Origin of the sequence: Candidatus Thiodiazotropha endolucinida (genome assembly GCF_001715975.1) — a bacterium.
Taxonomy (GTDB): Bacteria; Pseudomonadota; Gammaproteobacteria; order Chromatiales; family Chromatiaceae; genus Thiodiazotropha; species Thiodiazotropha endolucinida.
The window spans coordinates 46,975-67,131 of the sequence record NZ_MARB01000025.1 but is presented as its reverse complement, the minus strand read 5'-3'; the positions used below and the strand labels follow the sequence as shown (position 1 = coordinate 67,131).

General features: G+C 52.2%; 17 protein-coding genes. 5 read left to right on the top strand and 12 right to left on the bottom strand.

The features are described 5' to 3' along the window. Positions 1–575 precede the first annotated feature (575 nt). Both CODIS_RS17355 and CODIS_RS17350 read left to right on the top strand, forming a co-directional pair. Positions 576–2,702 carry an ATP-binding protein gene (locus CODIS_RS17355; protein WP_069127373.1) on the top strand — a complete coding sequence of 709 codons (2,127 nt, stop codon included), beginning with the start codon at positions 576–578 and terminating at the stop codon, positions 2,700–2,702. A gap of 5 nt (positions 2,703–2,707) precedes the next feature. Next, entirely contained in the window at positions 2,708–3,934 is a 1,227-nt protein-coding gene (locus tag CODIS_RS17350; protein WP_069127370.1) for a response regulator, read from the top strand. A gap of 64 nt (positions 3,935–3,998) precedes the next feature. On the opposite strand, the gene CODIS_RS17345 is transcribed toward CODIS_RS17350, so the two are convergent. The 8 genes from CODIS_RS17345 to CODIS_RS17310 all read right to left on the bottom strand — a co-directional run bounded on the left by CODIS_RS17345 (position 3,999) and on the right by CODIS_RS17310 (position 13,808). Beyond that, the gene (locus tag CODIS_RS17345) at positions 3,999–6,137 is read right to left on the bottom strand and encodes an EAL domain-containing protein (protein ID WP_069127364.1); all 2,139 of its coding nucleotides are present in this window, start codon (positions 6,135–6,137) and stop codon (positions 3,999–4,001) included. 289 nt (positions 6,138–6,426) lie between these two features. Next, positions 6,427–7,041: a hypothetical protein gene (locus CODIS_RS17340; RefSeq protein ID WP_154723188.1), complete on the bottom strand. Its 615-nt coding sequence runs from the start codon at positions 7,039–7,041 to the stop codon at positions 6,427–6,429. A 95-nt stretch (positions 7,042–7,136) separates the two neighbouring features. Beyond that, on the bottom strand, positions 7,137–7,715 hold the full coding sequence (locus CODIS_RS17335) for a bactofilin family protein (RefSeq protein WP_069127360.1): 579 nt from the start codon (positions 7,713–7,715) through the stop codon (positions 7,137–7,139). 338 nt (positions 7,716–8,053) lie between these two features. Further along, positions 8,054–8,428 (bottom strand): 4a-hydroxytetrahydrobiopterin dehydratase, encoded by a 375-nt coding sequence (locus CODIS_RS17330; protein ID WP_069127358.1) that lies wholly within the window; start codon positions 8,426–8,428, stop codon positions 8,054–8,056. A 200-nt stretch (positions 8,429–8,628) separates the two neighbouring features. Continuing rightward, entirely contained in the window at positions 8,629–9,600 is a 972-nt protein-coding gene (locus CODIS_RS17325; protein ID WP_083220867.1) for a TAXI family TRAP transporter solute-binding subunit, read from the bottom strand. Positions 9,601–9,838: 238 nt separating this feature from the next. After that, the gene (locus CODIS_RS17320; RefSeq protein WP_069127357.1) at positions 9,839–11,191 is read right to left on the bottom strand and encodes a sigma-54-dependent transcriptional regulator; all 1,353 of its coding nucleotides are present in this window, start codon (positions 11,189–11,191) and stop codon (positions 9,839–9,841) included. Further along, positions 11,188–12,987, bottom strand: coding sequence for a sensor histidine kinase (locus CODIS_RS17315; RefSeq protein ID WP_069127356.1), 1,800 nt, complete (start codon positions 12,985–12,987; stop codon positions 11,188–11,190). The genes CODIS_RS17320 and CODIS_RS17315 overlap by 4 nt, the downstream gene beginning before the upstream one ends. A gap of 479 nt (positions 12,988–13,466) precedes the next feature. Continuing rightward, positions 13,467–13,808, bottom strand: coding sequence for a TusE/DsrC/DsvC family sulfur relay protein (locus CODIS_RS17310; protein ID WP_069127355.1), 342 nt, complete (start codon positions 13,806–13,808; stop codon positions 13,467–13,469). 366 nt (positions 13,809–14,174) lie between these two features. Here CODIS_RS17310 and CODIS_RS17305 point away from each other — a divergent pair, with 366 nt between their 5' ends. Beyond that, complete coding sequence (locus CODIS_RS17305) at positions 14,175–14,918, top strand: ferredoxin--NADP reductase (protein ID WP_069127352.1); 744 nt, start codon at positions 14,175–14,177, stop codon at positions 14,916–14,918. 30 nt (positions 14,919–14,948) lie between these two features. On the opposite strand, the gene CODIS_RS17300 is transcribed toward CODIS_RS17305, so the two are convergent. The 4 genes from CODIS_RS17300 to CODIS_RS21055 form a co-directional block, all read right to left on the bottom strand. Beyond that, a complete protein-coding gene (locus tag CODIS_RS17300) occupies positions 14,949–16,049 on the bottom strand; it encodes an NADH:flavin oxidoreductase/NADH oxidase (protein ID WP_069127349.1) in 1,101 nt (366 codons plus the stop codon). Between the two features lie 154 nt (positions 16,050–16,203). Then, positions 16,204–17,109, bottom strand: coding sequence for a TIGR01777 family oxidoreductase (locus CODIS_RS17295; protein ID WP_069127347.1), 906 nt, complete (start codon positions 17,107–17,109; stop codon positions 16,204–16,206). Positions 17,110–17,199: 90 nt separating this feature from the next. Next, positions 17,200–17,784 (bottom strand): glutathione peroxidase, encoded by a 585-nt coding sequence (locus tag CODIS_RS17290; RefSeq protein ID WP_069127345.1) that lies wholly within the window; start codon positions 17,782–17,784, stop codon positions 17,200–17,202. A gap of 55 nt (positions 17,785–17,839) precedes the next feature. Further along, a complete protein-coding gene (locus tag CODIS_RS21055; protein WP_154723187.1) occupies positions 17,840–18,004 on the bottom strand; it encodes a hypothetical protein in 165 nt (54 codons plus the stop codon). Between the two features lie 156 nt (positions 18,005–18,160). On the opposite strand from CODIS_RS21055, the gene CODIS_RS17285 reads away from it, so the two are divergent. Continuing rightward, on the top strand, positions 18,161–19,417 hold the full coding sequence (locus CODIS_RS17285) for an NAD(P)/FAD-dependent oxidoreductase (protein ID WP_069127342.1): 1,257 nt from the start codon (positions 18,161–18,163) through the stop codon (positions 19,415–19,417). After that, entirely contained in the window at positions 19,399–20,157 is a 759-nt protein-coding gene (locus tag CODIS_RS17280; protein ID WP_069127340.1) for a DUF1365 domain-containing protein, read from the top strand. Before CODIS_RS17285 ends, CODIS_RS17280 begins: the two co-directional genes overlap by 19 nt.

Below are 20,157 nucleotides of genomic sequence, written 5' to 3'. Positions count from 1 at the left end.
CTCTGTCAGGGAGCTATGGATTAAGTTTCACTATGCTTGATGAACCGCCTAGTGCGGACCCGCATGCTAGGTGGTGTGGGGAGGGCGGGTTAGAGACCCGCCCTTACCCGATTAATCCAAGAATAGAGTGGGTGCGAGTCACCCAGGTTGTTCCGTTGCCCTTTTGGCACTGCTTCTACTTCTGTTTGTCTTCAATCATTGCGCCGCAATGCCAAATCCAAAATATCTATTCCGTGCCCAGAAATTCGAGGTGAAACTCGTTGAGAAGAATGAAGTGTGGGATTATCTGAGACAAAGTAAGGTTAAGGTAAGATTCGGCAAATCAGTAAACCATGGCTACAAAATGGTATCTGTTGCAGTCAAATCTGTAATAGTTATTGTGCAATAGGTTCTTGCCAATTCGTACTAAACTTTTCTCATCGTTAAAGATGTGATTGCGAAGGGCCGATACAGTAAATATCGAGTACAAAGCTGGCCTTAATTATTAACGTGTCAAACGGCATGTATGAAATTTAGCAAGAACATCATTCCTAGCCACATCGGATATAGTGGCGGTGTAAAGGTGCAATAACCCTATGCCCCATGATATTTCACCGCAGAAGAGTACCGAAATCCGGGTGTTGTTGGTGGATGATGATCCCGACAGCGCGGAGGATACCGCCCAGCTGCTCCTGCGGATGGATTCTCAACAGCGCATCGAGTACAAGACAGTTGAGCTGTTGGCGGATGCGCTCAAGGAAATCGCCCAATCCCACTATGACCTGATCCTGCTGGATACCGGTCTGGCGGATATGCCGTCACCCTCTGCCATCCGTTCCTTGCGTGACGCCTTCTCCTGTGCACCGATCATCGCCACCCAAAAATATGAAGATACGGAGCTGGCAACCATGTGGATGGGCGAAGGGGCGGACGAGTGCCTCTTCATGGGGGTGGTGGATGAGAGGGTGCTCAATCGGGTCGTTCAGTTTGCGATCAAGCGCTACCATACCTACAGTAAACTGCATCAGCAAAGTCGTACCCACCATATCCTCAACAAACTGTTGAGTCTGTCACTGCAGGAAATGCCTTTCGAGAGGCTGCTGGAGGAGTGCCTGGAGGTCATCCTTTCGGCGCCACTGACCGATATGATGCATCAAGGAGCTATCTTCGTGGCTGAGAATGGGAGCCGGCAACTTAAAATGCTGGCCCATTCGAATCTTGATCCTCAAATTGTCGAGCTTTGCGAGACGATTGAATTTGGCCAATGTCTCTGTGGCTGTGCTGCCGAAAGCGGGGAAGTGCAGTTCGCCGATTGCGTCGATGATCGCCATGAAAACAGAGTGGTAGGTATGCAGCCCCACGGCCACTATAACGTGCCTATCATCTCTAAGGATCATGTACTGGGTGTGCTGGCGCTCTATCTCAAAGAGGGGCATATCCGCAGTCAGGATGAAGAGTCATTTTTGCGTGGTGTGGCCGATACCTTGGCGGGTATTATCGAGCGGGCACGCACCAGCAATCAGTTGGCGCTGGCTCACGAGCAGAACAGCCGCCTGTTATCTTCATTGACCTCCATTCTTATCGGAGTGGACAACCGGGGCTGTATCAGCCATTGGAATGAACAAGCTGCACAGACTTTTGGCGTGGTGGCTGAACAGGTGCTTGGTGAGCCGGTTGCCAACGCTCCGATTGGTTGGGACTGGTCGCAGGCTGTGAACAGTATCCTCACCAGTCTGGGTAGTGAAAAACAAGCTGACCGTTTTGAGGTGCGTTGTAAACCGATGAGTGGAACCAATCGGCTGCTTTCGGTCTGTGCCACACCATTCATAGACGAGAGTGACGACAGTAATGGTTTTTTGTTGATCGCCGATGATGTCACCGAGCAGAAGCAGCTCGAGTCAGAGATGCAGCAGATGCAAAAGCTGCAGTCGATTGGACAGTTGGCGGCAGGTATTGCTCACGAGATCAACACACCGATACAGTATGTCGGTGACAATATACGCTTTCTGCGAGAAGCCTTTGAGGACATTGCCGAGATCATCAACGATGAGCATGAGGTTGTCGACACTGCACGTAGCGGGTCAGTACCAAAGGAACTCTTATCCCGATTGGACGATAAGATTGAAGAGGTGGATTTGGAGTACCTGCAAGAAGAGGTGCCCAAGTCGATCCAGCAGACGCTTGATGGTGTGGACCGTGTCGCAACTATTGTACGGGCGATGAAAGAGTTCTCGCATCCGGGTTCGGAAGAGAAGACACTGACCGATATCAACAAGGCAGTCGACAGTACCGTCACCGTGGCGCGCAATGTCTGGAAGTATCATTCAGAGATGCAGCTCGAGCTCGATCCCTCCCTGCCCCAGGTCCGCTGCATACCCGGGCCGATCAACGAGGTCATTCTTAATATTATCGTCAATGCCGCTCATGCCATTACCGACAGGATGGGGGATAGCGGTAATATGGGATTGATAAAGATCACCACGGGTCGTGAGGACAACTGGGTGGCGATCCGTATCGCCGATAGTGGAACCGGTATACCCGAGGGTGCACGAGAACATGTTTTCGATCCATTCTTTACCACCAAGGATGTGGGTAAAGGGACTGGCCAGGGACTCTCGCTGAGCCACAAGATCATTGTCGATCAACACGATGGTGAACTGAGTTTCGAGACAGAGATGGGTGTCGGCACGACGTTTATCATCAGGTTGCCCTTAGAAGGGTAGATGGCATGACCGGATCAACAGAAAAAAAGAAAATTCTCTTTGTCGACGATGAACCGAACGTCCTTTCGGGGCTCCGGCGCAGTCTGCGAGCTCAGCGAAAGGTATGGGATATGGAATTTGCCGGCAGTGGACAGGAGGCACTGGCAAAGGCCGATGAAATCCGTTTCGATGCCGTCGTCACCGACATGCGTATGCCGGGCATGGATGGTGCTGAACTTTTGGATTGTATCGCGAAGGGATACCCGCATGTGATTCGTATTGTACTCTCCGGGCAATCTGACCAGGAATCTGTGATGAAGACGGTGGGGCCTGCTCATCAGTATCTGAACAAACCCTGTGAGATCGATATTCTGAAAGGTACCCTGGCGCGCGCTTTTTCGTTGCGTGATCTCCTCGGTGAGAGTCACCTCAAGTCTCTGGTTTCCGGTATGCGTACGCTGCCGAGCCTGCCCGCACTTTACAGCGAATTGATGAATGTCATTCAGGATCCTAATGCCTCGGTTGCCGATGTAGGGAGGTTGATTGCCAAAGATCCGGCAATGACCTTAAAGGTTTTGCAACTTGTCAACTCGGCCTTTTTCGGCCTCGGTCGCCACGTCTCAAATCCTGTCGATGCAGCTTCTTTATTGGGTCTTGAAATACTTAAACCGCTGGTTCTGTCAATCGGTATATTCAAACAGTTCGAGGCGGACAAAATCAATGTGAAGGAGTTTTCGCTGGATGCACTTTGGCTCCATAGTTCACGGGTTGGTTCTCTTGCCAAGTTGATCGCCAGCGAGGAGGGAATGCAGTCTCCCGCCATTGAGGATAGCCTGCTTGCCGGCATGCTGCACGACATCGGTAAGCTGATCCTGATAGTCAATCAGCCCACCGAGTATCTGCAGTTAATAGAAGTGGAACAAGCTGAAATGGATAAACGGGTCGCTGCAGAGGAGGCAATATTTGGCTCCACACATGGAGCGGTGGGCGCATATCTCTTAGGCCTGTGGGGATTGCCACAGTCGGTTGTGGAAGCGGTAGCCTTGCATAATCAGCCGGCATTGCAGGGGGTAAGAGTATTCAGTGTGCTCAGCGTGGTTCATATCGCGAATGCATTCGTACATGCCGAAGCAGAGGGAACCGCCTTAGACGCTCTGTTGGATCTCGACTACATCAATTCCATCCAGGTGACGGAAGAGCGTATCGAGATCTGGAAAAGGCTGGCCAGCGGATCAGATGCCAATAGCAATTAAACCCATATGGGCTGTCCGTTTTCTGCTGCAACAGAGTCGATTGCATAAGTATTAACCGGGCCGTTTAAGCGCGTCTATCAGCCGATTTGAGCAAAATGGCCTCGAACCCATCGGCCACCAGCGGTCGACTGAACAGGTAGCCCTGATAGCCATCGCACTGTCGCGCCCGCAGAAACTTCAACTGTTCTTCCGTTTCAACTCCTTCGGCGATCGCGCGGAATCCGAGTCGCCAGGACATCGCGAGTATGGTTTCGACAATGGCGTCATCGTTGGGATCGATGCCGATGTCGCGGATAAATGAGCGGTCTATCTTCAGAACATCAACCGGCAGCATCTTCAGGTAGGCGAGAGATGAGTAGCCGGTGCCGAAATCGTCGATGGAGATTTGAATTCCGAGTTTCTTCAACTCCACCATTTTCTTCCTTACATCATGAACGTCTTCGACAAGGGAGCTTTCGGTCAATTCAAGTTCCAATCCCGTAGGGTCCACTTCGGTATCGGTAATTGTTGATATGATCTGCTGAATGAAATCCTTTTGCTGAAACTGTTTGGGACTGATGTTGACGGAAATCCGGCCGAAGGGTTTTCCCTTGAATCGATGCTGCCATGCCTTGATCTGTAAGCAGGCTTCCCGCAACACCCACTCGCCCAATTGCAGTATCAGACCGCTCTCCTCGGCAATGGCGATGAATTCACCGGGCAAGAGCAGGCCCTGGGTCGGATGCTGCCAGCGAATGAGGGCTTCGGCACCCAATATCTCCTCTCTCCTCGAGATCGCAACCTTGGGCTGATAGTGCAGTACCAGTTGATTTTGGGTGATAGCGCTGTGCAGGGCGTTTTCCAATTCGAGTCTTTCCGAAGCGAGCATCTGCATGCTGGGCAGGAAGAAACGGAAATTGTTGCGGCCATACTCCTTGGCCTGATACATGGCGGCATCGGCCTGCCTGAGGATCTCGCTGGCATCGTCCGATTCTGGCGAGATCAGGGCGATGCCGATACTGGGCGTTGAATGCAGGGTGTGGTTACCGATTTGATAGGGCTGGGCGAGGGCATTCAGCACCTTTTCCGCCACGTTTTGCGCCTCGATGGCTGTAATCTCGGGATCGGTATGCAGCTCGGCCAAGAGAATGACGAACTCGTCACCGCCGAGACGGGCTACCGTATCTTCCGCACGCAGCAGGAAGCGCTGTCGTTCCGCGACCAGTTTCAACAGCTCGTCACCGATGCTGTGGCCGAGTGAGTCATTGATATATTTAAAACGGTCCAGGTCCAGAAAAAGTATGGCCCCGGTGAGCTCGTGTCGTTTGGCGTTTTCCAGCCGTTGTTCCAGGCGGTCCATGAAAAGTGCCCGGTTCGGCAGGTCGGTCAGGATGTCGTGCAGCGCCGAATACTGCATCTTCTCCGACTGGATACGGAACAGTCGATTTCCCAGAAACAGACCGATCATGCCGAGTATCCATAGACCACCATGCCAGCCAGCAATATTCAGGACTCGCGTGTCTGCCTGGGCCTGCAATTCATCCAGCGGTATACGCACACTGATGCCGCCCATGATCTCTCCCGGCGCGGCAATCTCCTCCGGATGACAATTCATGCAGGAGGCCTTCGCCAGCCTGGGTTTGATCATACGTAGGTAGGGCTTACCATCGATCAGCGTCTCTTCACTCCACTCGGGCAGGCCGCTACGCAGCTTTTTCAAGCCTCTAAGTTCCCAGCTGTCAGGTGCATTGAGTGGCCTAAGCGGATTCTCTTTGGTGGTATGTCCACGTACTCCATCAGGCGCCATCTTTGCCTCCTGGTCGTGAACCAGGCGGGTGAAGTAGGAGGAGTTGACCAGCGTCAGTTTGCGGCCGTCGGTGGTGGTCACATCCCGATCGGGTAGGTGGGCCAGATAGGGATTGGGAATGATGCCTTGGTCTACCGGCATATAGATGCCACCAACGCGGGAGACCACACTACGATAGATCATATCCTTCTCGATGGCGGCACGGGCCTGAGCGCTGGCCCGTTCAGGCACCATGCGCTGGTTCTGTTGCAAATTCCATTGGAGCGAGAAGATGAACACTGCACTCCACAGCAGGGCTGCCAGATAGGTCCACAGGCTTAAGTTTTTGTTGTTGAACTTAAATCCTTTTTTCATCGGGGTCTGTTGATTTGTGTCTATCCGTTGGTCTGTTGTGGTGTCATCGAGACGCTGCCGCACCAAATATCCCTGATCAATGATTTAGCATAACGGCAAATACGCGACCGACTTAAGGATTTAACCCCGACTTGCAAGATATTCACACTTACAAAGAGCTGTTGGTTCACAACAAAGCTATTGTGTTAGTGTGAACTGGTCCTAAGTTACGGAAACATATCTTATTGATGCTCAAAGGAAGGCAGAGTGAGCAACGCTGAGATTATATCGGGCATTGGCCATTATGTCCGGGTGCCGTCATCTTGGTCGTACCGGCGAATTGTCCGTGCTACGTCTTGTCTGACGGACTCTCTCACTCCGGTTTCACACGCAGCAGATACTCCTGAATTCCATTACGCAGCAACATCGAGCGTGCAACACGCAGACCGCTCGCATGTTTATCCAGATCGCCATAACTGTAGCGCGGAGCCTTGCGCTCGGGTGGATCGTGATCAAAGCGCGCTACGAGGTCATCTCCCAGTACGGAATAACGCTGTGGCCGTCTGGGCATGACATTGTGCGCCGAGTGAATATACGCATGCAGCATGCCGGAAGGTGCCATTATCGCCGCCAGACGGGCGGTGAAGGCGTTAAATAGTGGCAGACTCAGATAGTTGAGCAGGTCCCAGCATAGCACGGTATCGATCTTTTCGACCCCGGCGTCGTTGATCAGCGGCTCCACCTGGTGGAGGAGAAATTCCGTCTCCTGAGGTTTCTCGCTGAGCCTATTCAATGCCAGGGCTGCATCGGCCACCAACAGACGGCACCTTCTACCTTGCAGCAGTGCCAGGATGCCCGGGCTGACGGATCCTGGTTCGAGAATCACATGACGTGTGGTGTGATCGAACCGCGCCATCGATTCGTAAAACAGCGGTGAGGTGAAAGGTTCACCGTGACCTCCCTGCATTGGTTGATTGGGTGAAGCCAAAGTGACCAATGTTATCGTGCCATTTTATCGATCGCAGCGCTGTCAGGCAGGGCCTGCCGGTTCTCGGAAACATCTTTCCATATGAACCGTCAGACTTATCCTGTGGATCCACTGTTGACTTTTTTCTCAGCTGCCGATGATTCACCGGTTTTGTTCGATCTGTTGATCTCAATGTTCTTGGATTTGGTGGAAGCGTGTTCCGGCTTGGTGGTTACTGAAGGCGTTGCCGATTTACCGAAAGCCTTGTTGATCGTTTCCTGATCCATATCGATACTGCCCTTGAAGCGGCATCCCTCATCAAGACTGACCTTGGGCGAAACGATGTTGCCGTGGACGTTGCCTGTTTTTCGGATAGAGACCCGTTCCGAGCCGCACAGATCACCATTCACCTTACCTTCTATGATGATGCTATGCGCCAGTACACTGGCGTCAACCTGACCCTTGGTGCCCACAGTGAGGCTTTTCTCCCGAAGTTGTATGGTGCCGGACACCTTGCCCTGGATGATCAAGTCCTCTTCACCGCTCAGGTCGCCGTTGATCTGAATCGATGGACCGATGACGGCCGCCTCACGAGCACGGTTTTGGGTATCGAACCTCTCCTCGGATTCCCTTGTTTCGGAGGTTGGGATGCTGTCGCTTTCGTCATGTGTCTCTCGTTTGTTTCTGTCAAACATATCCGAGTTCCTCTTATATTAACTGTCTGAGCCTGGTTATCGTGCCTGCAGCACTGGCTGTTATTCAAAGACTACATCAGCTGGGGCTGTAGAAAAGGGGCGTAGGTCTCATTGAGAGATGCACCCCGAATATCTGAAGAGATCCATACTTAAATATAGAACAGTTGAAGCAATGCAATGCAACCAAGATAGTAAGATTTATCTTCTTGATTAAGAAAGACTAATCAATGATTAGGGATATTGCGTTTTTCCAGGCACGGCGCTGGTCGTGGTCAGCAGTTCGAATAACAACCCGGCCTACGAGAGAGTTTCTATGTATTTAATGATCAATCGCCTGATCAACTGTATTTGATGTATTTGAAGCGCGGATCGTCGGGGGTGCCCTCGAGGGCGCCCGCCGCGAGTCCCGGCTGCCACATGATCACCTCCTCGATCTTGCGCGCCAGTTCGAAATCCTTGTTGGTGATGCCTTTGGCGGAGTGGGTCACCAGTTTGACGATGACGAACGCATAGGAGACGGTCAGATCCGGGTGGTGGAATGCCGCTTCCGCCAGGTGGCCCACCGTATTCACCACCATCAGGGTTCCCTTCCAGCCACTGGTTTTGTATTTTCGCCGGATCCAGCCTTTCTCCAGATACCAGTGGGGCAGCTCCTCCTTCAGCCGTGCCTCAACCTCTTCATCGCTGTAGGTCTCGTCGTGTTTGTGTGCCACGCTATGCCTCCTGTCAAGTGTTAACAGGCCCTAATTAGACTGTAGATGATGACCAAGTACGATCAACATTAAGATTTTTTGGGTTGTTCCAGGCAGGTATCCGTCAATATGCCAAAAAAGAAAAGCCGACCACATCGCTGTGGTCGGCTTTGTCTTGTACTGCTACTCCTTTGCGTCCGTAGGCTCAGGAGCAGGATGGTTTACATCATGCCTTTATCTTTCCAGAACTTGATGGCGCCGGGATGCCATGGGGTGACAACGCCCTGGGTTCCGGTATCGAGGCTCATGTTCTTGAAGGTCTTTTTCTGTGCCTTCATGTGGGCCAGGCCTTCATCGGTGTAGATGATGGAAAGCATGTTGTAGACAGTGTCGTCCGATACCTTGGAGTTGGCCACCCATAGGGCCGAGTCCTGGAAGGAGGGGCTGTCCTTCTCTACGCCGCGATAGGTACCGGCCGGTACCGACAGTTGTGAGAAATAGGGGTATTTATCGAAGAAGCCGCTATCCTGGGCGTCCTTACCCACATCCACCAATTCAATGTCATTGGTTTGGGCCGCCATGATCACGGCGCCGCTGGGGAAGGCCGTGAACAACCAGAAGGCATCCAGCTGATTGTTGCCGAAAGCCTGGGCGGCATCGTTGTAGCCCATGGCATTGCGTTCGACCTTATCCCAGACACCCATGTGGGTGAAGAAGAGTTCACAGTTGGCGAACGCGCCCGAGCCGGCATTGCCTACACCGACCTTTTTCCCGGCAAGATCCTTGGTGCTCTTGATGCCGGAGCCCTTACGCGTCACCAGCTGGGCAGGCGCGCCGTAGAGCCAGGCGACAGCCATGACGTCTTCATACTTCTTGGTGTCGTTTTTCATCTGGCCGTTGCGGCCGAGGTAAACATGGCCGGAATAGACTACGCCCATCTGGGCCTTGCCGGAGTTTACCTTACGCAGGTTTTCAACCGAGCCTGCCGAAGATTGTGCCTTGACCCGAAAATCCTTCGAGCTCTTGATGGGCTTGTAGACCTGGACGGCATTGGCGACGACCTGGAAGGTACCACCAGCCGGGCCACCGCTAAAAACCACTCGCTCTTTGGCTGATGCGGTGACAGGTAGCATCATGCCGGCTGCAAGTAGGGCTGTACCTGCGGCCAGTACCGATCTGCGTGTAATATTCATTAATAATCCTCCAGTTTTATGATTTAGTGATATCTAGATTCCGCCTATTCGGCGCAATGAATCGTATTCAGCAAAAGTCGGACCAGAATAGTCCGATTGGTCACTCCGATCTAAGTTAATGATTGAATAAACAAAATAATAAAACAAGTACGACAACTATCTTTTCGGATGGGTGGAAACTCACCCATAAGCCGCACATGCGCGTGTGAAATTCGGCCAAAAACCCCCGCCAATCAATCTATTTGTATAGGCGTTTGTCGAGGCCATACTTTTGCATCTTGTCATAGAGGGTTTTTCTCGGCAAACCGAGCAGTTCCATGGTCTTTTTTATCACCCCGCCGGATTCGGAGAGAGCCTGCTCAATCATCGCCCGCTCAAAGACTTCAACATGCTCAGGCAGGGTCAAGGGAACACATGGTGATGTGACGGATTTTTCATCCAGTTGCAGACCGCATTCATCGCCAAGCAGCACGAAACGCTCCGCGGCATTGCGCAGTTCCCTCACATTGCCAGGCCAGTTGAACGACATGAGTTTCTGGCTGATATTGTCCGGCATCGCCGGTGCGACCTTTCCGTAGCGCGCCGCTGCCACCAGCAGAAAGTGCTGGAACAATAAAGGTATGTCTTCACGGCGTTCGCGTAAGGGCGGGAGTTCCAGGGTTACAACGTTCAATCGATAGTAGAGGTCTTCCCTGAATTCGCCACGTTCAGCGGCAGCCTTAAGATCAACCTTGGTGGCTGCAACAATGCGGATATCCAATTCGATACTTTCATTGGAACCGATACGTTCAAGGGACCGTTCCTGCAATACGCGCAGCAGACGGACTTGAGCGGGCAGGGGCATGGATTCCACTTCATCCAGAAACACGCTTCCATGATTGGCATATTCGAATTTTCCGATACGCAGGGTCTCTGCACCGGTAAAGGCCCCTTTTTCATGTCCAAACAGTTCACTTTCGATCAGATTTTCCGGAATAGCGCCGCAGTTCACAGCGACAAAGTTCTTATCCCTTCGTTGGCTGTGTTCATGGAGCGAACGTGCCACAAGCTCTTTACCGGTACCGGTCTCACCCATGAGTAGTATGTCAGCAGCGGTATCCGCAAGTTGATTGATGGTGTTTTTCAGCGCCTTCATGGCTGAGGTTTTACCGATAATGCGCGGTCCCAATGAGTTTTGCGCATTCAGCTCGGTTTTTAAGGTTCGGTTCTCGAGGACAAGCCTGCGCTTTTCGAGGGCTCTGCGTACCGTATCCACCAGCCGCTCGGACGAAAAGGGTTTTTCGATAAAGTCATAGGCACCTTTCTGCATCGCATCAACTGCCATGGATATGTCTCCATGACCGGTAATCAAGATGACGGGTAGTGTGGCATCCATCTGTTGCAATCGCTGTAAAAGCGCAAGCCCGTCAAGACCGGGAAGGCGAATATCGCTGACCACGATGCCGCCGGTCTGGTTATCGATCAGCTTCAGGGCATCTTCAGCCTTTTCAAAAACCCTTACCTGGAACCCGGCCAGTTCAAGGGTCTGTTCGTTGGCTAGGCGGAGATCGATTTCATCATCGATAAAGAAGACATCAGGGCTTTTACTCATTTATCTTTTTCCGGCTCAGGTAGCGTGATAGTGAAGCGAGCACCACCCATGCTTAGATTTTCAGCGGATAACTTACCATTCATGCTGTCGATGATCCTGGCTGATATCGACAGTCCAAGTCCAAGCCCCGATTCCCGGGTCGTATAAAATGGTTCAAAGATCATCTCAAGTTTCTGCTCATCGATTCCCGGTCCTGTATCATCAACATGAACCATGATCCTTTTTTTATACCGCTCTGTAGAAATAGTGATAGTGCCTGGCGCATGACTGCCGATCGCATGAATGGCATTGTTGATGAGATTAATCAATACCTGTTCCAGTTGGATAAAATCAACATGGGCGATGATGTTGCCGCCTACCCGGTCGGTATCGATCGTGATATCCGTATTTTTGAATTGCGGTCTTGATATTTCAATAGCGGTTTGAATGATTGGAGCGATATTGACCGATTCAAGTAGGCCACTCGACTTACGTGAGAAAAATTTCAACTGGGAGCTGATTCTGGACATCCGGTCCGTCAGTTCGGCAATCCGTTGCAGGTTTTCATCAGCCTTGCCATCTTTATCGATGGATAGAAATTTCCGTGCATTGTCGGCGTAACTGCGGATTGCCGCCAAGGGATTGTTAAGTTCGTGACTGATACTGGCCGACATCTGTCCCAGCACGGCGAGCTTGGCGGTCTGAATCAGTTCACCCTGTGTTTCACGCAGGGTTTTTTCTGTCTGTTTGTGTTCATCTATTTCGTTCTGAAGATCGGCCGTTCTCAAAGAGACCTTCTTTTCCAGTTGCTTTTGTGCCTCCTGGTGAAATCGCTCACGCTCCTGATGCCGCCTGTTCCATTGCCAGACAAGCAAGCCGATCAGCATCATTGAAAGCGCCAACAACAGCATGGTAAATGCACTGACCAAGCTTTGCTGCCTCAAATCCTCCAGAGGGGTTAGGATTCGCATCGACCAGCCGGCTTCCAGCATATCGTGATAGTTTGTAAGAAACTCGTTCGTTGAGTCTTTCGTATTGATCTGGATAATACGACTGCTGTCGGATATCGTTTCCCTGTTTGCCAGCTTCAGGGCCTTGATGTTTGAATCCCCATAACGTCGACTTGCCTTTATACGCTCTACTGACTTTGCGGATAACGGAACGATACTGCTGTATAACCACTCAGGATTCGTGGTGATGAAAATAATTCCGTCCGGATCACTGACAATAAACTGTGATTGTCTCTCAGACCAATATTTTTCAATCTTGGAGAGGTCCATCTTGACGGCGATGACCCCAATCTTGTCTGCATTGTATATGATCGGGTAGGAGTAGTAGTAACCGCGCTTTTTGGATGTGGTTCCAAGCGCAAAGTAGCGACCTACTTTCCCCTGCATTGCTTCGGAGAAATAGGGGCGAAAACTGAAATTCTGTCCGACAAAGGGATTTTCGCCCCTCCAGTTGCTGGCGGCCAGTGTTAATCCGGATTTATCCATCAAGTAGGTGTCTGATGCGTCAGTGATTTCATTGATCTCTTGCAGAAAGAGATTGACCACATCAATCAGCGAATCATTGGTTGGGTCATTCAGCATCTCAACCAAAAGGAAGTTTTTTGCCACTAACTGGGGGATGAATTGATAACGGGATAATTGCGATTCAAGATGACCGACGAACTGCTCCAGTTGCTGCTGGTTATTGTAGCTCAGTTTGTGTATTCCGTTGTGCCAACTGATCCTTTGTGATATCCAGAAGGTCAGCGTAAGAATGCATAGGATGCCGATACCAACCAAATAGCGATTTTTGAGAATTTCAGGCATGAATTGTAGTTGAATCTTTAGAATCAGAACTTTTCATTCTCAATAAAATACGCAACCTGATTAACCGCTGCCTGATATTATTCCTCATCCGGTGTGCAAGGGTCTATGGGGTGTAAGTGATTCCTCTGGAAACCAAAGCGAATGCCAGGTGTTCCTGCAGGACCGAAACGGTACAAATGCTCAGTATGAAGATGCATCCATGCTGTTGTTGTATAGCCTGGACCTATATATCAACGGGAAATATGGTTGGAATCGCCGCGAGGATCTGGATTCCGGCATGCGCCGGAACGACAGGATCAGTGAAGTCTACTCATAAATTCTTCGGAGGATCCTATTATTCAGTTATGGATCATTTTCCGATCTCACGGGTGCAACACAAGCCCGGCTCCGCAATTGAGGATGCCGGGCTGTGAAATTCAGTAGACTGATGTGGTCGACAGGGACTCTGTAAACCCGTTTTATAGAGACAAGATCAAGTATCAGCTTAGGTAGGCTTTGGCTTCCTCGCCAGGATCGGGAAGTCCGGCGATACGCCAGATACTGAGGCAACTCCCGAATAGATTATGGACCTTCCAGCGGGGTATGCCTGTGGCTCGGCATACCTGGCGCATATTGGGCAAGGCGCCCAGACTCAGATAGCGTTCACGGATGTGTCGCAGCACCTGCCAATGTTGTTCGCTCAGTTCTCCCACCCCCTCCTGCTGGGCCAGATCGCGGGCAAGCTGTTCGTTCCATGACAGATGATCGATGAGATAGCCGCTCCCATCGAAAAGCGGGGGCGGGGAAGCGGTGTTGGTTGTCGGTGCGGCAGTCTGAGGCATGGCCTGGACCTCCTTCTGGATTTTAATAAGTAAAAACTGATTACCGGATAGTATGGTAGTCAGTTGGTTCTTAGTAAAAATGATAAATATTAATTTTGTATCATGATTTGTGATGTATTGGGTTTTTTGCGCAGGGTCGCGCCCACCACTTCGAATCCCAGTATTTCACCATACTCAATAGCATAGTCCTTTCTGAGCAGCTGACTCCGAGCGTCGCTGATTGACAAGCCAACATGCCGATAAACCACAATATTTGCAACGATGAAGGATCTCGAATTTGAGGTTATACATGCCCATATTTGAGGAGAAAACGGCACACCGGGGCCGATTATCCGAGGCACATTAGTCTGGTTGGAGATCTGAGCTGTGGAAAAGTGGCTGGAAGGTACGATAGTCGAGAAGCGGCATTGGGCTGACAAGCTCTACTCTATTCGCCTCAAGGCGCCTGTGGATAAGTTCACTGCCGGGCAGTTCACTCGCCTCGCACTGGAAATCGATGGTGAGCGGGTGGCGCGGCCCTACTCATTTGTTAACCCACCCCAGGATGAGATGCTGGAGATCCATTTCAATGAAGTGGAGAACGGTCCTCTAAGTCCCCGGCTTGCTGCCCTGGAACCGGGTGACCGGGTCTGGGTCTCAGCCAGGGCCAACGGCTTTTTCACCCTGGATCAACTGCCGGGTAGTGAAAATCTCTGGATGATCGCCACTGGAACGGCGTTGGGTGTCTATCTCTCCATTCTGCGTACCGAGCATTCATGGCGGCAATACCGGCAGATGGTTCTGGTACACAACGTTCCCTACAAGGATCAACTCAGTTACAGCGAGGAGATCGACAATCTGAAGCAGCGTTATGGTGAGCGCTTCCGCTATCAACCGATCACAAGTCAGGAGCGGGTGGATGGCGCCCTGCAGGGACGTATTCTGGCAGCACTGGAAGACGGTCGTCTCGAGAGTCATACCGGAGTCGTACTTACCCCGGAAAAATCACATGTGATGCTTTGTGGCAACATGGGTATGATTCGGGAGGTATCTGCCGCCCTGGAGGCTAGGGGCATGCGCAAGCATCGCAAGCGGGAGCCGGGGCACTTCACCACTGAAAAGTATCACTGAATAGTCCGGGCCGAGCTGATTGGATTGATATCAACTGGCCCCGGTGAATAGAGAATCAGTACCGACCGGCGGTGACCGCCAGTATTGCGGCGGTGCGATGACCTGGCCACCCAGAGTGGCGGCCGCATGCCAGGGCCAGCGGGGGTTGTAGAGAATACCGCGGGCCAGTGCCACCAGATCCGCCTGTCCGGAAGCGACGATCCCTTCAGCCTGCTGCGGCTCGGTGATCAGCCCTACCGCAATGGTCGGCACACCAACCTCATGCCGGATGCGTTCCGCAAAGGTCACTTGAAAACCGGGTACCGCGGGAATCTGCTGCAGTGGGGAGAGGCCTCCGCTGGAGACATGGATGAAGTTACAGTCAAGCTGTTTCAGTGCTTCAGCCAGGATAAGGCTCTGTCCGATATCCCAGCCCCCCGCGATCCAGTCCGTGGCCGAGATACGGATGCCTATCGGTACCCCGGATGGGATCGCCTCACGCACTGCTTCAAAGACCTCCAGTGGATAGCGCAGACGGTTTTCCAGAGAGCCACCATAGGCATCGTCACGCTGATTGGACAGGGGCGACAGAAACTGATGCAGCAGATAGCCATGGGCGGCATGGAGTTCGATCACCTCGATACCCAGTCGGTGGGCGCGTATGGCGGCGTCAACGAAGGCCTGGCGTATCTCTGTCATGCCTCGCCTGTCCAGTGCCACAGGTGGGCGTTGTTCTTCGCTCCAGGGTAAGGGTGAGGGGGCGCATGTCTCCCATCCACCCTCTTCCGGTGAGATCTGTCCACCGCCGGTCCAGGGGAGAGCGGTGGAGGCTTTTCGTCCGGCATGGGCCAACTGGATGGCGAGAGGCATATTCGAATAAGTGCGCAGACGCTCGATAACCCGCGCCAGCGCCTTTTCAGTGCCATCCGACCAGAGACCGAGGTCATTCTGCGAGATGCGTCCTTGCGGGGTGACTGCTGTGGCTTCGATGAAAAGCAGGCCGGCGCCGGAGAGTGCCAAGTGGCCAAGGTGGATCAGGTGCCAGTCTGTGGCCTGGCCCTGCAGCGCCGAATATTGACACATGGGGGCGATGACAATGCGGTTTTCCAGGTTTAGCCGGCCGAGAGCGTAGGGGGTGAATAGCTGGCTCATTCTTTTTACTCCGGTAACAGGTAGCGGGATACTCTATCCGTGATCCTGGCAATTGCGAAGATGATCCGTGTACCCAACGCCTGTAGGCCATCAATGCCAGCTTAATCCAAGCCTATCGCTGTCAACAGCGTAAAATGAAATGAATATATTTTATTTATCCCCTCGAGTCGATTAGATCGATGAGAGATCGGTTTCCGGCGGATGCCTTGACGATGGCTCGAATTGCACCATCAAGGTTTGGGTAGCGGAACTTGAAGCCTGTTTCTGCAAGCCGTTCCGAGACGATGCACTGTCCCGATGTCATTGCCTCGGCGCCTTCACCATACATCACCTTTAACAGTGCAGTCGGGACGCGTAACGGTGTAGGCCGGTTCAACACCTTACCCAGGATGCGTGTGAACGCCAGATTGTTTACCGGATTGGGCGCGGCAAGATGATAGATGCCTTTGCAATTTCGGTTATCCAGCGCCATCAGATAGGCGTTGACAAGATCATCGACATGGATCCAGGAAAAATGTTGTTCTCCGCTTGCGACCGGCCCACCCAAGCCCAACCGGAATGGCAGTAAAACCTGTTTCATCAAACCGCCATCTGCACCAAGTACCAGGGAGAGCCTGAACACGACGACGCGCATACCGAGGGTTTCTGCCTCCCAGGCTGCGGATTCCCAGTCAAATGAGAGTTCACCCAGGAAATCTGCAGCATTGGCGACATCGCGCTCTGTATAGCGGCCATCTGAAGTGAAGGCGCCCATACCTGAGGTTGAGATGAAGGTTTTGGGCCGTTTGGAGGTTTGCGAGATTGCATCCACCAGCATACGCGTGGTTTCCACCCGGCTGGCGATGAGGGTACGCTTGTAGCCAGATGTCCAGCGACGGTTGATCGGCGCGCCGGCCAGGTTGATCACTGCATCGCAGCCATCAACGAGTGTCGAGAGATGTCGGGTTCCACTATTGAAATTACGTCGGCCAACAGGTATCACGGTATGTCCTTGATTGCGCAGCATACGGCTAAGGTGGGTGCCGATAAACCCGGTTGATCCACTGATGGCGATGTTCATGTGTGACTCCTGACCCTACCAGGCATAAACGGCGCAAGGCCCGGATGGCTGAGCCATTGACGCGCTTCAGGAAATTTTCGCTGAGATGATTCATAAAAGGCCTTCGATTGCCTGGATCAGTATCGAGCTCCCGGGTTTGACGGAGCTGTTGTAGCTTCCGACAAGTTTACCGTCACGATCGATAAGGTATTTGTGAAAGTTCCAGCGTGGCGGAGTGCCCGCTGCATCGGCCAATGCACGATAGAAGGGATCCGCATCATCACCCGTGACCCGTGACTTGGCATACATGGGAAACTGTACACCATAGGTGAGTCGGCAGAACTTTTTGATCTTTACCTCGCTACCAGGTTCCTGATTGCCAAAGTCGTTGGATGGAAAACCGAGCACCACCAGTCCACGGTCACGATAGCGTGAATAGATCTTTTCCAATCCGTCGTATTGATCTGTGAAGGCGCAACGGCTGGCGGTATTGACCACCAGCATCACCTTTCCCCTGTAGGTCTCACACAGGTTGTCGATACGTTTGCTGTCGAGTTGCCGTTTCGAGTAACTGCTGTTATCGCTACATATCAAACCGGCATCACTTTGTGCATGGCCGCTAAATGGAATCAACAACAAAAGTGCAACAAGCGGGATGGTTAAATCGACTGGAGATTTCCGGCGTAGTGTTTTCATCTTATATGACCCGGTGTGCGGCGGCAGGCGACTGCCTTGCCGCCCTGGTGGCTCATCACCCCTCGTCGATACCCTCAGTGACGGGATTGTGAATGATTTCGTGCAATCGGCTCCCAGGCACAACAGAGTGGAGCACATTGGGGTCCTCCTTTTCGATCTGCTGCATCAGTTGATCGTAGCGGCGTTCAGTCTCAAGTATCTGCTTTTCGTAACCTGACATCTCTCTCTCCTTTGTGTTGTACAAACTGGGCAGAAATGGCCTCAGTGATGTAAATATTAGACAAAAAATTGTAAATGTCTAGTACATAAATTTGATTTATCAGATTCAAGCGCTATATTTGGCATTTATGTATAGTACAAAATAGGCGAGGGCATAATGAAAATAGCAGTGATCGGAAGCGGGATTAGTGGCTTGTCTGCAGCCTGGCTGTTGCATGACAAACACCAGGTAACACTGTTTGAAGCGGCGGACTATCTGGGCGGTCACACCCATACGGTGGATGTCACCCTGGAGGGTAAAACCCATCCAGTGGATACGGGATTTCTTGTCTACAACGATCTTACCTATCCCAATCTGATCAAGTTGTTCGATCACCTGGGAATAGAGACCCATGCAACGGAGATGTCATTCAGCGTCAGTGTGCCTGAGGCGAATCTCGAATGGGCAGGCAGCAGCCTGGGGACCCTGTTCGCCCAGCGGCGTAATCTTGTGCGTCTGAACTACTGGCGCATGTTGCAGGAGATTGTCCATTTCAACAGTCGGGCACAGAGCCTGCTAGCTTGGTCCGAGCCGCGTCGGGTATCGCTGGGTCTCTTGCTGGATGAGCACGGTTATTCGGAGTGGTTTCGTTCCTGGTATCTGTTGCCGATGGCGGCGGCCATCTGGTCCTCTACTCCGGCTGAGATTCTCGGCTTTCCCGCAGCCACATTCCTCAGGTTCTGTATCAATCACCGCCTGCTGCAGATTGAAGGGCGGCCGCAGTGGCGCACTCTGATCAGGGGCGGAAGATGTTATGTTGAAAAGCTTGCGAAACCCCTCGATATCCGACTCGGCACACCTGTCAAAAGCGTTGTTCGAAGGGGTGCTTGGGTCGAGGTGGAATCGGCGCTTGAGCATTCTCTCTATGATGCGGTGATCTTCGCGACTCACGCACCCGATACCCTGCGGATGCTCAAAGATGCCGATGCGGAGGAGAGGTTGCTTCTGGGTGCATTCACCTACCAGCCCAATAGGGCGGTGCTCCATACTGACCGGCGTTTTTTACCGACAAGGGAATCTCTCTGGTCAGCATGGAATTACCGCTCGCTTGGCGAAATGGATCAGTCGGCCTGTGTCTCCTATCTCCTCAACCGACTGCAGCGGTTGCCTTTCGAGACGCCGCTCATGATTACCCTCAACCCCGACAGGCGGTACATGCCGGAAAATCCGATTGCCACTTATCGATATGATCATCCGGTTTTCAACCAATCCGCAATCGATGCCCAAGCCCGGTTGAGTGAGATACAGGGCCGCAATCGCGTCTGGTTCTGCGGGGCCTGGTGTGGTTATGGGTTTCATGAGGATGGTCTTAAGTCGGCGCTGAGAATCATTGGCGACTTCGATGCGGAGGCACCATGGAAAGCAGTGCTCTAAGCCGCATCGTTGTTGGCCGGGTTATGCATCGCCGCCGTTTGCCGGTGGAGAACAGATTTGTCTATCCGGTCTTTTTTATTCTCATCAATCTTGAGCAGTTGGAAGGGCAGCGCCACTGGTTGTTGGGTATCAACCGACGGCGCCCCCTGGCGTTTCATTTCAAGGATTACGGGGATGGCAGGGATCCGCGCATCTGGGTGCGTGAGCGCCTGGTCGAATCCGGGATCGATGATTGCAATGGTGGACTTTGGCTACAGACCTTTCCAAGGGTTTTCGGTTATCTCTTCAATCCGGTGAGTTTCTGGTATTGCCAGCGCAGTGACGGCACTGTGGGTGCGATTGTTGCGGAGGTCAATAATACTTTCGGTGAACGCCACTGTTATGTGTTGCAACCCAAGCCGGGGGATGGTTCGTTCACCGCAGTTGAGGCCGTTAAGCGGCTCTATGTCTCACCTTTCTATCCGGTCAGCGGCGGCTACAGATTCCATTTCAATGTCGATTTCGACGCACCCAGGGTGCGTATCGATTACTACGACCAGGGCCAGCTGAAATTGAATACTGCAATCTGGGGAAGGTCGAAGCCGCTGACCGACGCCAATCTGTTAATCGCCCTGTTAAAACAACCTTTATTGACCCTGGGTGTCACGGTCCGCATCCATTGGCAGGCGCTGCGCTTGTGGTTGAAGGGGGTCTCACTGAGTCACAGAACATCATCATCGATCGAGGAGGCAACCAAGTGA

Excerpts from the sequence above, each read along its gene's own strand:
- CODIS_RS17315 (WP_069127356.1), bottom strand. The coding sequence starts at position 12,987 with ATGCCTGAAATTCTCAAAAATCGCTATTTGGTTGGTATCGGCATCCTA.
- CODIS_RS21055 (WP_154723187.1), bottom strand. The coding sequence starts at position 18,004 with ATGTCAGGTTACGAAAAGCAGATACTTGAGACTGAACGCCGCTACGAT.
- CODIS_RS17280 (WP_069127340.1), top strand. The coding sequence starts at position 19,399 with ATGGAAAGCAGTGCTCTAAGCCGCATCGTTGTTGGCCGGGTTATGCAT.
- CODIS_RS17290 (WP_069127345.1), bottom strand. The coding sequence starts at position 17,784 with ATGAAAACACTACGCCGGAAATCTCCAGTCGATTTAACCATCCCGCTT.
- CODIS_RS17295 (WP_069127347.1), bottom strand. The coding sequence starts at position 17,109 with ATGAACATCGCCATCAGTGGATCAACCGGGTTTATCGGCACCCACCTT.
- CODIS_RS17310 (WP_069127355.1), bottom strand. The coding sequence starts at position 13,808 with ATGCCTCAGACTGCCGCACCGACAACCAACACCGCTTCCCCGCCCCCG.
- CODIS_RS17325 (WP_083220867.1), bottom strand. The coding sequence starts at position 9,600 with ATGAATATTACACGCAGATCGGTACTGGCCGCAGGTACAGCCCTACTT.
- CODIS_RS17335 (WP_069127360.1), bottom strand. The coding sequence starts at position 7,715 with ATGTTTGACAGAAACAAACGAGAGACACATGACGAAAGCGACAGCATC.
- CODIS_RS17350 (WP_069127370.1), top strand. The coding sequence starts at position 2,708 with ATGACCGGATCAACAGAAAAAAAGAAAATTCTCTTTGTCGACGATGAA.
- CODIS_RS17285 (WP_069127342.1), top strand. The coding sequence starts at position 18,161 with ATGAAAATAGCAGTGATCGGAAGCGGGATTAGTGGCTTGTCTGCAGCC.
- CODIS_RS17320 (WP_069127357.1), bottom strand. The coding sequence starts at position 11,191 with ATGAGTAAAAGCCCTGATGTCTTCTTTATCGATGATGAAATCGATCTC.
- CODIS_RS17355 (WP_069127373.1), top strand. The coding sequence starts at position 576 with ATGCCCCATGATATTTCACCGCAGAAGAGTACCGAAATCCGGGTGTTG.
- CODIS_RS17300 (WP_069127349.1), bottom strand. The coding sequence starts at position 16,049 with ATGAGCCAGCTATTCACCCCCTACGCTCTCGGCCGGCTAAACCTGGAA.